Origin of the sequence: Acinetobacter boissieri, assembly GCF_900096955.1 — a bacterium.
GTDB classification, from domain to species: Bacteria; Pseudomonadota; Gammaproteobacteria; order Pseudomonadales; family Moraxellaceae; genus Acinetobacter; species Acinetobacter boissieri.
On record NZ_FMYL01000015.1, the window covers coordinates 1 to 14,903 of the forward strand.

The 14,903-nt window shown below is 37.5% G+C and carries 17 protein-coding genes; 6 read left to right on the forward strand and 11 right to left on the reverse strand.

The features are described from left to right. Window positions 1-158: 158 nt before the first annotated feature. Both BLS38_RS12160 and BLS38_RS13370 read right to left on the reverse strand, forming a co-directional pair. Window positions 159-1,202, reverse strand: a complete 1,044-nt coding sequence (locus BLS38_RS12160; protein ID WP_092750071.1) for a 5'-methylthioadenosine/S-adenosylhomocysteine nucleosidase — start codon at window positions 1,200-1,202, stop codon at window positions 159-161. 535 nt (window positions 1,203-1,737) lie between these two features. Next, on the reverse strand, window positions 1,738-1,920 hold the full coding sequence (locus tag BLS38_RS13370; RefSeq protein ID WP_143230138.1) for a transposase: 183 nt from the start codon (window positions 1,918-1,920) through the stop codon (window positions 1,738-1,740). Between the two features lie 564 nt (window positions 1,921-2,484). Here BLS38_RS13370 and BLS38_RS12170 point away from each other — a divergent pair. Continuing rightward, on the forward strand, window positions 2,485-2,856 hold the full coding sequence (locus BLS38_RS12170; RefSeq protein ID WP_092749989.1) for a hypothetical protein: 372 nt from the start codon (window positions 2,485-2,487) through the stop codon (window positions 2,854-2,856). A 1,037-nt stretch (window positions 2,857-3,893) separates the two neighbouring features. Here BLS38_RS12170 and BLS38_RS12175 read toward each other — a convergent pair. Next, window positions 3,894-4,229: a protein tyrosine phosphatase family protein gene (locus BLS38_RS12175; RefSeq protein ID WP_092749991.1), complete on the reverse strand. Its 336-nt coding sequence runs from the start codon at window positions 4,227-4,229 to the stop codon at window positions 3,894-3,896. A gap of 189 nt (window positions 4,230-4,418) precedes the next feature. Here BLS38_RS12175 and trxC point away from each other — a divergent pair, with 189 nt between their 5' ends. Both trxC and BLS38_RS12185 read left to right on the forward strand, forming a co-directional pair. Next, window positions 4,419-4,847: a thioredoxin TrxC gene (gene trxC / locus BLS38_RS12180; RefSeq protein ID WP_092749993.1), complete on the forward strand. Its 429-nt coding sequence runs from the start codon at window positions 4,419-4,421 to the stop codon at window positions 4,845-4,847. An 18-nt stretch (window positions 4,848-4,865) separates the two neighbouring features. After that, window positions 4,866-5,285 carry an acyl-CoA thioesterase gene (locus tag BLS38_RS12185; RefSeq protein ID WP_092749995.1) on the forward strand — a complete coding sequence of 140 codons (420 nt, stop codon included), beginning with the start codon at window positions 4,866-4,868 and terminating at the stop codon, window positions 5,283-5,285. Between the two features lie 17 nt (window positions 5,286-5,302). Here the strand turns inward: BLS38_RS12185 and BLS38_RS12190 are convergent, their stop codons facing one another. Then, window positions 5,303-5,791 carry a YajQ family cyclic di-GMP-binding protein gene (locus BLS38_RS12190; protein WP_092749997.1) on the reverse strand — a complete coding sequence of 163 codons (489 nt, stop codon included), beginning with the start codon at window positions 5,789-5,791 and terminating at the stop codon, window positions 5,303-5,305. Between the two features lie 90 nt (window positions 5,792-5,881). On the opposite strand from BLS38_RS12190, the gene BLS38_RS12195 reads away from it, so the two are divergent. Then, on the forward strand, window positions 5,882-6,190 hold the full coding sequence (locus BLS38_RS12195) for a rhodanese-like domain-containing protein (protein ID WP_092749999.1): 309 nt from the start codon (window positions 5,882-5,884) through the stop codon (window positions 6,188-6,190). 24 nt (window positions 6,191-6,214) lie between these two features. Here BLS38_RS12195 and mnmC read toward each other — a convergent pair whose 3' ends face one another. From mnmC to BLS38_RS12215, 4 genes are read right to left on the reverse strand one after another with little or no spacing between them, the layout of a single operon-like run. Beyond that, entirely contained in the window at window positions 6,215-8,068 is a 1,854-nt protein-coding gene (gene mnmC, locus BLS38_RS12200; protein WP_092750001.1) for a bifunctional tRNA (5-methylaminomethyl-2-thiouridine)(34)-methyltransferase MnmC2/FAD-dependent 5-carboxymethylaminomethyl-2-thiouridine(34) oxidoreductase MnmC1, read from the reverse strand. A gap of 9 nt (window positions 8,069-8,077) precedes the next feature. After that, window positions 8,078-8,545, reverse strand: a complete 468-nt coding sequence (locus BLS38_RS12205; RefSeq protein ID WP_092750003.1) for an SH3 domain-containing protein — start codon at window positions 8,543-8,545, stop codon at window positions 8,078-8,080. A 4-nt stretch (window positions 8,546-8,549) separates the two neighbouring features. Then, window positions 8,550-8,852 carry a YciI family protein gene (locus BLS38_RS12210; RefSeq protein WP_092750005.1) on the reverse strand — a complete coding sequence of 101 codons (303 nt, stop codon included), beginning with the start codon at window positions 8,850-8,852 and terminating at the stop codon, window positions 8,550-8,552. Between the two features lie 24 nt (window positions 8,853-8,876). Further along, entirely contained in the window at window positions 8,877-9,488 is a 612-nt protein-coding gene (locus BLS38_RS12215; protein ID WP_092750007.1) for a septation protein IspZ, read from the reverse strand. A 44-nt stretch (window positions 9,489-9,532) separates the two neighbouring features. Between BLS38_RS12215 and BLS38_RS12220 the strand changes: the two genes are divergently transcribed. Next, on the forward strand, window positions 9,533-10,384 hold the full coding sequence (locus BLS38_RS12220; protein WP_092750009.1) for a PHP domain-containing protein: 852 nt from the start codon (window positions 9,533-9,535) through the stop codon (window positions 10,382-10,384). Here BLS38_RS12220 and BLS38_RS12225 read toward each other — a convergent pair. Next, window positions 10,381-11,292: a bestrophin family protein gene (locus BLS38_RS12225; RefSeq protein WP_092750011.1), complete on the reverse strand. Its 912-nt coding sequence runs from the start codon at window positions 11,290-11,292 to the stop codon at window positions 10,381-10,383. The two genes, BLS38_RS12220 and BLS38_RS12225, sit on opposite strands and share 4 nt — an antisense overlap. 23 nt (window positions 11,293-11,315) lie before the next feature. Beyond that, window positions 11,316-12,014 (reverse strand): RadC family protein, encoded by a 699-nt coding sequence (gene radC, locus BLS38_RS12230; protein WP_092750013.1) that lies wholly within the window; start codon window positions 12,012-12,014, stop codon window positions 11,316-11,318. Between the two features lie 88 nt (window positions 12,015-12,102). On the opposite strand from radC, the gene coaBC reads away from it, so the two are divergent. After that, on the forward strand, window positions 12,103-13,359 hold the full coding sequence (coaBC, locus tag BLS38_RS12235; RefSeq protein ID WP_092750073.1) for a bifunctional phosphopantothenoylcysteine decarboxylase/phosphopantothenate--cysteine ligase CoaBC: 1,257 nt from the start codon (window positions 12,103-12,105) through the stop codon (window positions 13,357-13,359). 7 nt (window positions 13,360-13,366) lie between these two features. Here coaBC and BLS38_RS12240 read toward each other — a convergent pair whose 3' ends face one another. Beyond that, on the reverse strand, window positions 13,367-14,719 hold the full coding sequence (locus tag BLS38_RS12240; RefSeq protein ID WP_092750015.1) for an MATE family efflux transporter: 1,353 nt from the start codon (window positions 14,717-14,719) through the stop codon (window positions 13,367-13,369). Between the last annotated feature and the right edge of the window lie 184 nt (window positions 14,720-14,903).

The window sequence follows — 14,903 nt, forward strand, 5'->3', positions numbered from 1 at the left end:
TACCCATGTGAGAGTAAGTCATCGCCAGCATCTATTCCCTAAAAAGCCCCCGATAAAATCGGGGGCTTTTTTTTATCCCTCAAATTTAAATATAACTAATGTAAATTAGTCATGGTGTGTTGAGAGTTAAACTACACCATGATGTAAGCCTTTTCGCTCTAGAGTGCTTTAATAAAAGCGATTGTCACCTTTGCTGCATTACGTTGTGCAACTCCAGAGGAAAAAAAAGCACCAACATTAGGATCATGGTCTGCACCCGCTAAGTCCGATAAACTACGAAAAGCAATAAATGGAATATTGTTTGCATAAGCTACTTGAGCAACAGCGGCTGTTTCCATATCTACACAATCACCTTTGAATTGCTGATGTAAATAATCTCTATATGAACTGTTAGCTAGAAATGATCCGCTAGATACTCCACGTTCGCCAATAATAATTTTAGGTTGATAGCAGTTATTTTTATCTGTACAAATGGTTTCTAATGATGGTTGAGTAGTCTTTTGAATTAGAGTTGCTGTACTTAACATGATCGGATCTACTGTGAAATCTGTTTTCATTTCTCCATATGCAACAGGAATTGCTTTACTACCAATTTGTGTTGTTAAGGCAATATTTTGATAGTTTATTGAATTGATGACATTAGTTTGTCTAAAAAAATGAGTGTTGTATGCTGGAATATTTTGATCAAGTTTTAAGCCAAGACAAGAAATATCTCCTGCTGAACCACAAGCAGATGGAATTTGGGTGTTATTAGCATAGAAGATTTCATTCGGTGCAATCCAACTTTTTACAATCACAACATCGCCCACGTGATAGTCTGGATTTAAGCTTCCTGCAATACCACTGAAAATAATTTTCTGGCTATTAAAGTGATCTGCTAGGAGTTGCGTGGTCATTGCTGCATTTGTCATACTTATACCACTTAAAGTAATGACAACAGTTTTATTTTCTAATAATCCAGTTGTAAATTTTTTACCCTGAATAAGATATTCTTTTTTATTTTTTAATGAGGCTAGTAGCAAATCAGCTTCTTGACCAAAAGCTGCAATAATAGCGATTCTGGGGGTACTGTCACTCAAAAAATTGCTGTGTTGAAGTATTGTAGAATTGAGTGTTTTTTTATTGATGGTATTACTACAGCCAATGAGCGCTATACCACAGCCTATTGCAAGGCTAAATAAAGATAATTTTTTAAGATTCATAAAAATTCGAAATAAAAAGTAATAGTGAAATAGAATTAACATTTTTATTTTGAGCTGTCTATGAATACCCAATGTTAACTTTTATTGTTGATGAGAAATTTTTAATTGGTTAGAGATTACTAAAAATTCGCTACTCAGTTAGTAGAGATATTGACAGAATAAATACATATTTCATTTAAAAAATATCACAGATTGTGAGATGTATAGTGAAAAAATTAAAACCAGTGATTGTTGTTAGTGTATGATATATAAAATGATATTTAATAACATTAACACTCCTTATTATATGATTTAGTAAAATTAACAGAAATCCTGTTTTAAGCTAGAATATTTACCATTTGAATAGCCAGCTTCTTTCTATGGAAAAGTTGATAGGCACGTAAAGAGGCATAGGCTCTAGACAATGTACCCTTTAACATTTCTGATTTTATTTCTAATTAAGTTGTATTGGCCTTTCACTAAGCTGAACAAACAATGTTTCGACTTTATTTTATTGCCTCAAATAGTGTGATCTGTCTGTCTTAGATAACGGTATTCATTTCATATTTTTTAGGTAGTAGGTCACTAAATTAATCTTTTGTAAATTAAACTTATCTTTAATACTTTGGCTAACATAGCAACGATCTGCATAGATCGTCGTTTTAAAGCCATTAACTAACTCGGTTACTATTTTTAATATCATCATAACATGTTTATGTGATAATGCTGTACAGACCATACCTCTTGATACATTGATTGCTACATGTAACTTACCGCCAAAGAACTAAACTATAGATACTTTAGCTCGTGTTGCAGTTTCAGATAAAAAAGTATGCCTAGAAATATGTTGGTTTTTACATACAGCTAGTATGCTCAAATCTACCATACGTACTGGCTTTGATTGTCTGTTACAGTGCTGTATGTAAAGTATATAATGCTAGTTGATGGTTATTGATCAAATAATTATTATCTGAGTAAAGGATTGTCTTTGATTGTTTTTTAATGAAAAGAAAAAATTTGTAGTCTGATTAAAGTGTCAGCTTTTATAATAAATTGCGATAATCTGATTTCAGATAAGCTGAATTTTGCGGAGCATATTTGCTTGAATATTTTATTTTAGAAAGTTCTATAGTTAGACTCAAATTTTATAAAAAATCATCGATTGTACAAAATACATCGTTAATATCGGTCGTAAGCATTAGAACTGTTCGTCATGTGTAGTCACTCAACTTATGGGTCTAATGCTTTCCATTTTCAACAGCTACTTTTATCCCCAATTCTGGTTAAAATTAAAAGGTTATTTATGAAGTCTGAAACCATTATTAGAGTCATTTATGCACTTTGTTTGGTAGGTGCAGGATTAAATCATCTACAGACAGTGTTAACTCATGGTTTATTATGGGATTATCATAACGCGCCACTGTTTACGCGGTTTTTTTGGACTTCTTTAACTTTTTTTGATCCTATAGCTGCAATATTATTATTTTTAAAACCGAAAGTAGGTTTAATATTTACTTTTTTGATTATTTTTATTGATGTTATACATAATAGCTGGATCCTATTAGATGAGGGACGTGATTTATTTAATTATATGTTTATTTCACAATTTCTATTTTTACTTTTTGTCGTTTTTACAATAAGAATTCCATGGAAAGCGAGCACTGTTAAGTATTAACAATAATGAATTATATTGATAAATAGTGAAGGAAAGAATATATCCGTACAGAAAACACCAGTATTTAAAATAAATAATTTTAGGTTAAATAAATATTAGGGCATGTTCTCATTTTATTTAATTAAGAAAATTTAATCAGTTTGTGATGAGTTTCTGTACCTTTGAAACAGTCAAATCTTTTAATCTATGATTATTTTTGTTATTTAGAAGTTAGATTTTAGTACTAAATAACCATTTTTGAGCTCCTTCTCAAATGAGGATATGCCTCAATATATATTCTCCTAAGAATAAATATTTTTACAGGTTTTGGTGCTATAAGAACTTTAACATTATGAAGATTAATTTTTTCGATACGTAAGAATATTTTACTTTTAAAAAGTATTTAAGTTTAACTTATATCATCTGATTTTAGCCGAAGTGCTTATGACTTGAAGAGTTAGTTCATATTTATGGCAAAGCTGATATGCAAATAAACATAAGTAGACGCAGAACGAATACCTCTGCATAATTTCGGCTTTGCCCGTAACTAAGTCGTATCTCGCTTTAAATAAATTTTTTGACCAAAATGATATGATCTTACTTAATAAACGGTTAATTTTTTTGATGATACGTCAATGTCTTAACCGATGTTTCTCTTTAATAACTCATGATTTACTTAGACTGATATCTTGAAAGTTTTCCACCTGAACATTCTGTAAAGCATATTGTTGATACATGTAATTTATAGCCAAATAATCATTTAATAGAGCTTTTATACTATTCGGTACGTTAGTTTTATAAAATGAAAGTAATAACTTTATTTACCTTTGATGAGTATGGTGTCCAAGGTACGAGTTTTAATTGATGAAACTTTCAATACGTCGGTTCAAACTTTAAAGAAAATGATTAACTATAAAAAAGAAAGCCATGTGAATGATTGACTATCAGCTCGTTTTTCATTCAATTTCAAAGTAAGCCTTCAGTTATAATTTATTAGCCTATGATAGGTTCAAGGAGTGATCTGTAGAACAATATAGCCTACAGATCAACAAGATTTTTTAATCGTCAAGTAAATCCATTTGCTTTGCAATTTGGTATAGATTGTTGGCTCTACTACCTGTACGACAAAACATTAAAATTGGTTTAGGTAATTCATTGTAATGATTGGCAAAAGTACGAACATCGAGCTCAGTAATTTGCCCAGAAACTACAGGTTGATAAACATAGTCTAAGCCTACATTTCTAGAAGCTTCTTCAATTTGTGCACTAGTGGGTTGTTCTGAACCGCCTTCAAAGTCGGGGCGGTTATTAATTACTGATTTAAAGCCTTTTTCAACAATTTGGTCGACTTGTTGAGGGCCAATTTGCCCTGCAAAACCAACATCTTCGCTCATGAGTTGCTCCCGTATTGAGTATATCTATTTATATTACGCTAAATTATAAAGAATGTGAGCGCTGATGATAGTCCCTGTTTTGTTTTTTATTTTTACTTGCAGGTCATTACTGTGATTTGTAGGCATTGATAGCATCATTTGCTCTTTAAGATTATGATTATGTTTATTAAATGACGTGATGGATTTGAAATGATCATTGTTTGCCCAAAATGTATGGCTAAAAATAGAGTAGACACAGCTCAGCTGGTCAAAGAGCCTCTCTGTGGACGATGTCAAAATGTATTGATTCCTAAAAATTCTATTGAGCTGAATGAGCAAAATTTTAGTACTTTTATACAACATAGTGATTTACCTGTTGTAATTGATTTGTGGGCTGATTGGTGTGGTCCGTGTAAAGCGATGGCTCCTCATTTTGAACATGTTGCATCTCAATATACGAATGTAATTTTTGCAAAGATTAATACTGAGGAAAATCCAAAATTGAGCCAAGCGTTTAATATTCGGAGTATTCCAACGTTGGTTATCATGAATAAAACGACAGAGTTAACACGAGTAAGCGGTGCACTGAAAGCGACTGAATTAAAACAGTGGATTGATCAAAATTTAATAAAATTATAAAGAAGAGGAGTTTTGAATATGACACAAACAAAAAAGCCAGAGGGCACATTATCTCTACAAACCATTGCAATGCCTGCAGATACCAATTGGAGCGGTGATATTTTTGGTGGATGGATTGTTTCACAAATGGATTTGGCTGGTGCAATTCATGCCGAGCGCTTTAGCCAAGGTCGCTGCGCAACCATAGCCATTAATCAAATGTCTTTTTTAGTACCTGTAAAAATTGGTGATGTGATTAGTTGCTATACCAAAATTTTGAAAGTGGGGAATACGTCTATTCAAATTCAAATTGAGGTGTGGGATAGTCATGACGAATCTAGGCCTGCTAAACAAGTAACCGCAGGTATTTTTACGTTTGTTGCAGTAGATGCAAATGGACGTAAACGTCAAATTGTTGAAGCACTAAAAGCGAAAGTATGTGATAAAACAGCTCCTTAAGGAGCTGTTTTTAGTAATTAATCTTTAAAGTTGTTGAACTGTAAAGGAATACCAAATTGTTGTTCTTTCAAAAATGCCATTACATTTTGTAACGTATCGCGTTTTTTGTCTGTAACACGAATTTTATCGCCTTGAATAGACGATTGAACTTTAATGCCACTTTCTTTAATGGCTTTGTTCACTTTTTTTGCAGTGTCTGAGTCTAGACCATCTTTAAGCTTAATCACCTGTACAATGTGTTTGCCCGAAGCGGTTGCTTTTTCTGGGTCCATGGCTTGTACGTCAATTTTACGTTTGTAAAAGTGATTTTCTAACATGCTATAGACTTGTTCACACTGAAAATCACTTTCAGTTGAAATTTTAATTTCTTTGTTTTTTTCATTAAGCTCGATGTTTACGTCTTGCCCACGAAAGTCAAAGCGTGTTGAAATCTCTTTTTGAGTGTTTTGTACCGCATGGTTCACTTCAAAAAGCTCAAGTTCAGAAACGATATCAAAAGATGACATATCTATACCTTTACAAATGGATGAAATATCTGAGATGCTATGAGGGTTTTCTTGATTTGCCAAGTGTTGTTTTATAAAAAGGAGTATAGCATGATCCGTAAACAAGAAATTACAACATTTGACTTCCCAAAAGATGCGGTCATTTGGGATGTTCGTGATGTTCAGTCATACCGTGAAGGTCATTTGCAAGGTACTATCAACCTACCGATTGATGATATTAATGAGCAAAGTCTAGCGAGTGTGGCTGTGGGTCAGCCGATCTATGTACTTTGTGGTGGTGGTAGTAAAGCACCACGCGTAGCAGAGAAATTAGAAGACTATGATGATACCCGTGAATATGTTGTTTTAATGGGTGGTATGCGAGCAGTTCTTGCGGCAGGTATGTCGATACAAAGTTAAAAAAAGCGCCTTAAGGCGCTTTTTTTAATGCTGATAATAAGGCTTCTTTATCTTCTTTTTTTTATCAAAACGTTGTGGAATAAGTTTGTTATATAGTGTTTGGGGCATAGGGAGTAGCTCACCAAAAATCTGAGCCACTAAAATTTCTGCACAGAGTGGCGCAAATAAAAAGCCTTTAGAGCCTAGACCTGTATGAGTATGAATACGTGTATGATTAGACACAGAACCGACGATGGGAAAGTAATCTGGGCTTTGTGCTCGAATAGCACTACGACCTTGCCATGTATCTGTAGGCGGAAAGTTTTGACTATATTTTGGGTAGGCTTGCTTGAGCAGTGTTAAGTTATGCTCATGGTCTTCAATAAGTACATCTGTGTCTATACGCTGTGGCTGAAATGATGCACCTAAAATGAGGTGTGTTGGATCTAGTTGTGCCATATAGCCACCATAGCTCAGTACAGTATGCGCTTTAAGTGATGCAGCAGTGGTTTTAAACCAACTCACTTGGCCACGAATCGGTTTTAATTTCGGGTGGTTTTTTATAAGTTCATGACTTGCTGTTGCTACACAGAACACAACATGGTCTGCCTGGAAATTATTTTCTTGTGTGTCGGTTAAAACAATGCCATCTGCGTATTCAGTCATTTGATCAATATCTGCTATATGAAGCTGAATATTTGCATGTGCGAGAATTTCATCTTTGAGTATGTGCGGTTTAATGGTTCCCGCAGACATAAGAAGTGCTGTTGGGTGGTTAGAGTGACTATCTGCTAATTTCAGTGCTGTAAATGTATTGTTGGGATAGCTCTTGGCAATTTGATGTAGCTCGCCTACATGTTTAAGATCGCTTTGTTGTACAGCGATTGGCGAAAATGCTGCAAAGTTTTGATAATAGTTTTTTGCATATTGCCAACTACACACCATAAGGTGTTCATGGGCTTGTTCTACTGGACATAGCTTGGGATTGATGAGCGCTAAAGGATTTCCTGAGCCTCCACAAAGTGGTGTGGTTTTTTCAAAGATGTCTACACGGTGTCCACGCTGTGCAAAAGCCCATGCTGTGGTGAGACCTGCAATACCCGCACCAATAATTGCAATGTGCTGTTGTTTTAGTTTAGTTTTGGTTTGTTCCATGGTTGATTGTGGTGGCCAAATACCTTTGAGCATTTGACGTTTATGACCAAAACCTTTAGGCCGACTAATTTCAATTCCATGTGAAAGAAGCCCTCTTTTAAGCACACCTGCAACACTAAAAGATGCAAATGTTGTCCCCACATTTGACAGTCGAATGATATGTTTGAGAATGTTTTCTTGCCACAGTTCAGGGTTACATGATGGGGCAAAGCCATCTAAAAACCAAGCGTTTATAGGTGCTTTCGTTGTAATCACTGGGAAAATATCAGCAGCATCGCCAAACCAAAGGTCAAGGCTAAAACGTTCATTGGCAAAATAAAGCCGATGACAACCAGCAATCGCTTGAGGGTATTGTTTGATTAGCTGTTCTGCCAATGGTTCAAGCTCAGGCCAGACTTTCAGTGCACGCACAAGGTCTTGGCGTGATAGTGGGTATTTTTCAACGCTGACCACATGGAGATGGCTGTGATTGTTACAGCGAACCTCACGCCACAGTTGCCATAGTGCTAAAATATTTAACCCTGTACCAAAGCCTGTTTCACCTACGCAGAAATATTGGTAATCACTTAAGTGAGCTAAGCGTGTGCTGAGGTCATTACCATTTAAAAAGACATGTCGTGTTTCGAGTAAACCGTTAGCTTTTGAAAAGTAGACATCATCAAATTGTCGAGAGTAAGGTATATCTATATCATCAACGGATTGCCAGTCTAGTTCGGCATGTTCAATCTTTCCAAACACAAGTATTCCTTTTATTTACCACTGTCTACGGCGTTTGGTATAGATATAGCCTGCTAGAATAAAGCCTAAAATTACGCCAACCCCCAGTGTTGCAGCACCATACATAAATAACTGTGCTGTACGTTCACTTTGTAATACTTGAACTTGTACACCAAGATTATCATTTTTGAGTTGTAATTCTTGGTTGTGTGCCAATGCATCAAGATTGGCTTTCTCAAGTTGTTGCATACGTACTTCTTGATTTTTGACCAAGGCCTTTATTTTTAAGTCATCTTCAGCTCTTTTTTGCGCCAGCTGAGCTGGGGAGTTGGGTTCAACTAAAGGTGCAGGCCCTTTTTTGACTGTGGGTACAGCAGTCACACTACTTGCATTTGCAGGTGCTGTTGCAGTGGGCTGAGCAGGTTGTATAGAGGGTTCTACCGCCCAAGTCATGGACGGAATAAGTAGCATGCTCGCAAGGAAACGACATACAACATGGCGCATAATGTTAGCCTTTAGGAAAAACTTGAATGAATGGTTTAACGTCAATATGGCGGTAAACGCCTGCTTTTAGGTATGGTTCTTCTGCGAGCCATGCATCTAGTGCTTCTCTTGATGCAAAATCAACAACCAAAGTACTGCCATAAAAGCCATCTTGAAGCTGATCTGGGTTTTTAGGCATTGGACCAGCAAGTATAAGTTGGCCTGCAGCATCTAGTTTTTCTAAGCGTGTCACATGGTCTGGTCGGGCAGCAAGACGTTGCTCCAATACATTTTCATGGTCTGTACAAGTCACCACATATAGAGCCATTTCAATCTCCTTTTAAATAGTATTTTAGTTATCTGATTTAAAGTGTTTTCTGAGTAAAATAAATTGCCCAATAATAAATGAAAACATCACGAGCATATCACCAAATGAGGTAAATTCGCCCCAGTATTTGCCATTCATAAAGATAAATGCAAAGAAGACATGTAGTGAACACATCACAAAAAACATACCTGCCCATGCATAGTTGAGTTTGCGCCAACCTTGTACTGAAAGTTCGAGTACAGGCCCAAACATGCGTTTGATCAGAGGCGTTCGTTCTTTGTTAAAGAGCGGTGAGAGCAAAAATGCCCCTGCAAATAAAAGGTTTAGTAGCGCAGCTTTGAGCTTGATATAAAAATCATCGTTTAGCATAAGTGTTACGCCACCAAAAACGACGGTCATGAACAAAATTAACCATTGTTGCTTTTCGAGGCGAAATTTTTGGGAGATAAACAAAGCAGTATAGACGACAAGCATTGAAATGATGAGTGCTGCAGTTGCGACTAAAATATTATTATTGTCTTTACCACCTGCTGAACCAATAAGTGCCAGTAATGGATGATGTGTATTGCTAGGATCAACAGTTTTATAAAAATAAAAAAATATAATTAAAGGGATAAAGTCCAAAAGTGCTTTCATGTTAAAGTGTTTAATCCTATCTCGCGAGTGGTATAGTATAAGATATGCAGGGTATAGATTTACATACACATAGTAATATATCTGATGGTGTTTTGACCCCTGAAGCCCTTGTGAAAAAGGCAGCCGATGAGGGCGTTCATACATTGGCACTCACAGACCATGACTCTATGGATGGTGTGCAACGTGCAATAGATACAGCGACTGAGCATGATATAAGAATCATTACAGGTGTAGAAATTTCCAGCCAATGGTCACGTCCGAGTACCAATAAAAACTATGGTGTGCATATTGTGGCGTTAAATATGCAGCATGTCGAATGTTTAGAAGTAGTATTATGTACGCAAAAGCGTGTTCGAGCAGAGCGAGCACAGCAAATCTGTGAAAAATTAGAAAAAGTATTGAAACATGATTTTTATGATGAAGTTTTACAGCGTGTAAATGGTCATGCAGATCATATTACTCGTAGTCATATTGCACAGGCATTGTTAGAAAATAGAGTCGTGAGTCGTTTACAGCAAGCATTTGACCGATTTTTAAAAGAAGGTAAGCCTGCATATGTTGGTTTAAATTGGATTGACCTTGCAGATACGATTCGAGCGATTGATGAAGCCAAAGGAATTGCAATACTTGCGCATCCAACGCGTTATGGTTTGTCTGCAACCAATATTCGTTATTTGTTTGAGTTATTTTCTCAGCTCGGTGGACATGCCGTTGAGTTGCCACCACGTAATGAAAAAGCCTCTACACGGCAAATGATTGATCGCCTAATTTCACAATATGATTTTGACGTGTCTATAGGGAGTGATTTTCATGGTGACCATATGCCATGGGCAAAGTTGGGTCAAACCCCTGTACTTAAAGATGGACAGGTGGGTGTTTGGGAAAGTTTCAATTAGTGTAAATTGTGGTTATCCAAAGTAATACTTGGCGGGAGGGATTGTTTGAGTGAGGTGAGTAGCTCTCGCTCTACGAGCCTAACAATAGCGTCGAGTGGTAAATCATTGTCTTGTTTGCCAAAGGGTTCTTCTATTTCTGCGCCAAGCTTATCTAAACCTAAAAACATATAGGCCAATAAACAGACTAAAACAGGGGTCCAAATACCCAGTACTGTACCTAAGCTGAAGGGTAGTAAAAAACAAAAACTATAAACTGCACGGTTTAGTAATACTGCATAGGCATAAGGAAGGGGCGTACCTGCAATACGGTCACAACCTGCTTGTACTGAGCCAAGTTCAATGATATGTGTATTTAAATGTGTATATAAAATATCGCTAATTTCCCCCGCTTTATAGGCTTCAAAGAGTTCTTTTTGCATTAAACTGAGCATGTATTGTGGTGCATTGATGTGGTCTTTTAAGTCGTTGACAGCTTCTGTGCTGAGCGCAATACGTTGTAAGTATTGCTCTAAATCGGCTGTTTGTTGACGTAATCGATCACGAAGTACATTGGTAAATACCATTAAATGATGAAGCATTCGTTCACGCCGTGGTGTAGATAAAACTTGGCTGTCACGATCGATATGGCGTGTTGTGGCAATCAGTGCACCCCATAACTTTCGACCTTCCCACCAACGGTCATAACTGGCATTATTACGAAAGCCTAAAAAAATCGATAAAATAATTCCAAATACGGTAAAGCCAAGCGCAGGTACTTGCGGTACATTAATATGATGGTGGTCTGATAAATACACGGCAAGGCTTGAGATTAGCATCAAAACAATAAGCTCTGGAATAACTTTAGGTAAGATGGTGCCACGCCATGAAAATAGCAGTTGAATAATATTGTTTTTATCTCGGATAATCATATTTTAATGCTTAAGGTTATGTTTTATATGAGTTCGTTTTCTGCAAATGAGAATGAACCTGTTGGGGAGATAATGCAATGGTCAATCAATTTTATTTCTAGTAGATTACAAATTTGCTGAATTTGTGCAGTCAAATGGTGATCTGCTTCAGAAGGAACGGCATGCCCAAAAGGGTGAGTATGGCAAATAATAATTTGTGACGCATGCTGTGCAATAACATGTCTTGTGAATTGGTTACTTGAAAATTGACATTGGTTTAAACTGCCATAAAACAACGTACTAAAATTAAGTTGGCACAGTTCAGCGTCTAAACACAGCACAGCAAAGACTTCTCGCTTTTCCCCTTGAAGTTGATAACGTAAAAAATCGATGACTTTTTTAGACTCATTAAATGGTTTTTTTGCCAAGGTATAATCTTGCTCAATATAGCGCCTTCCAAGTTCTTTCACTGCCATAAGCTGTGCATATTTGGTATGACCAATGCCGTGAAATGTGGTGAGCTGTTCCAAAGTACAGTCAAAAATAGGATTAAGGCCACCAAAGTGCTGAATTAATTGCCGAGCAAGACTAACAGCAGAGTGTTGTTGTGACCCTGAGCGTAAAAAAATGGCCAAAAGTTCAGCATCAGATAGACTCTGTGGCCCTTGTTTGAGTAAACGTTCTCTCGGACGTTCTTGCTCGGGCCATGAGTGAATTGGAGATGTTGTGTGGTAATTGCTCATGTGATTTGGCGGTTTATGTGCTTGGGTGATGCGTTATTTAATGCTATTGTGAGCCACAGTGCAAGATGAGTTGCAATGGGTGAATGGTTTGAATCAAGAAATAAATTTCAGTAAAAACATTGTATTGGCCGTTACAGGTGGTATTGCTGCCTATAAAAGTGCGATTTTAGTTCGCCGTTTAAAAGACTATGGTTTTGACGTGCGTGTGGTGATGACTAAAGGGGCACAAGCATTTGTTACGCCGTTAACTTTCCAAGCACTCTCTGGCAACCCTGTACATACGACTTTACTTGACCCCGAAGCTGAAGCCGGTATGGGACATATTGAACTTGCACGTTGGGCAGATTTGGTTTTGGTTGCTCCAGCAAGCTGTGATGTAATTGCAAAATTGGCTCAAGGTTTAGCCGATGATTTGCTCTCTACCATATATCTTGCCACTAAAGCACCCATATGGGTTGCACCTGCAATGAATCAGCAAATGTGGGCCGCTAAAGCCACACAACGAAATTTAAATACTTTGAATACAGATGGCGTGCATGTGATTGTACCCGATGCAGGTGTACAAGCCTGTGGCGATGTGGGGTTGGGGCGTATGCCTGAACCTGAAGTTTTAGCAGAGCAGGTTTATTTATATTTTCAACAAAAACAACGTGATTTAGCCAAAAAATTTGGTTTGCTGGCAGGTAAGCGTGTGGTGATTACGGCGGGGCCTACCCGTGAAGCCATTGATCCTGTACGTTATATTTCAAACCATAGCACAGGAAAAATGGGCTTTGCTTTAGCAACGGCATGTTATGCAGCAGGTGCTGAGGTGACTTTAATTGCAGGCCCTGTCAGTTTACCAACGCCACACGGTGTTATACGTGATAACGTCATTTCTGCCAGTGAAATGCTTGAACAGAGTTTAGTCTATATAAATGCAGGTTGTGATGTTTTTATTGCCACAGCTGCAGTTGCAGATTATAGAGTGGCAGAAATTGCGACCCAAAAAATTAAAAAATCGGGCGATACTTTAGCGATTGATTTGATTAAAAACCCCGATATTGTAGCGACGATTGCCAAGCAGGCTAAACGCCCATTTATGGTGGGATTTGCGGCAGAAACACAGCATATTGAAGACTATGCCAATAAAAAATTGGTAGCTAAAAAATTAGATATGATTGCCTGTAATGATGTGTCTAGAGCTGATATTGGTTTTGCCTCAGACCATAATGCCATGGTGGTGTTCTTTGCACAGCAATATGGAATGTCTGCTCAAAACTTACAGCGTGCCCCAAAATTAGAGATTGCACAACAATTGGTTGAGGCCATGTCAACAGCATTACAACAACATAAACTGCCATAGTAAACTGCTATGGCATGTGTTGTATGACTTTTTTATTGGTGAGATACAGGCGAGTGAGTAGTAAAATACAGGCAATCAGTAGCCCGATATTTAAACTAAACCAAATGGCTTCAGGGCCATGCGTAGAATAGCGAATCCAGTAAATGCTTAACGGCATGCTAATGCCCCAATAAGAAAAGAGCGTCACCCACATAGACGAGCGTGTATCTTGCATGCCTCGTAAGCAACCTGCGGCACTGACTTGTAAGGCATCGAGTAATTGATAGCTAATACAAAAATAAAGTAAAGATAAAGTAATGTGGGCTACACGTAAGTCATGGGTATACAGTGCCGTAATATGTTCTTTAAAGATTGCAATAATCAGCATAGTGATGCAGGCAGAGCAGGTTGCTGTGACGAGCCCCACATGCTGTACTTTTTTCATGGCAGCCCAATTTTTTTCGCCATAGTACGTACCAACACGAATGGTCAGCGCAATAGATAAAGACATGGGAATCATAAATAGCTGAGAAGTCACAGAGATGGCAATTTGATGAGCTGCCACCACGGTATCACCCAAGGTACTTAAAATAATCGCACCTGATGAAAATACACTGACTTCAAAGAAAACAGCAAGGCCAATAGGCACACCCAATACAATAATTTTTTTTGCAATGACTGGGTTAAATTTATCCCAACGTGTAAATAGTTGATCACTGTGGTAGGTTTTAGATTTTGCAATGTAGATGGCTAATGTGAATAGCATCAGCCATTGTAAGATGGCAGTAGCGAAACCACCGCCTGCACTACCAAGTGCAGGGAATGGGCCCATGCCGTACATAAATACATAGTTAAGCGGAACAAGCACAACCAACGAAAGTAGACTAATCGCCGTGACTGGACGAGGGTGGCCGAGTGCTTCAGAGTAACAGCGCAATGAAGTGTACATACACACAGCAGGCATACCAAAAGCAATAGAACGTAAAAACAAGCTGACTTTAGCTTGTAGGTCTAGTGGTACTTTAAATGTAGACAGCATAAATGGCATGAGCTGTAAAACAAAAAATGCAAAAATACCCAGTCCCGCAGAGAGCCATAGTGATTGTCTGACAATATAGGCAATATTTTGACGTTGTTTTGCACCAATCGCTTCAGCAATTAAAGGTGTTGTTGCAATGACAATACTGGCTGACAGGAGCATGATCGGAATCCAAATCCCGACACCAATGGCGATTGCAGCGAGGTCTGCTGCTGAAATTTGCCCTGCCATAATGGTGTCGATGAGCCCTAGCCCTGCTTGAGAGAACTGAGTCATTAAAATTGGGATCATGAGTGCCAATAATTTTTTGAGTTCAGTGCGAAAACTCGCAGCCTGTGTCATACAAAATACTCTTATATTGCTGTCGTGGTTTTTTTAATAACTAAAGCACCTAATAGGTACTTAAATTGTTCTGATTTAAACAGAAGGCAATATAGCAAAATATCATCAAAAAAACTGCTTTTACCTCAGGTATGGTCTTATCGACACAAGATTATTTTGTTGTGACTACCATAATTGATAAAAC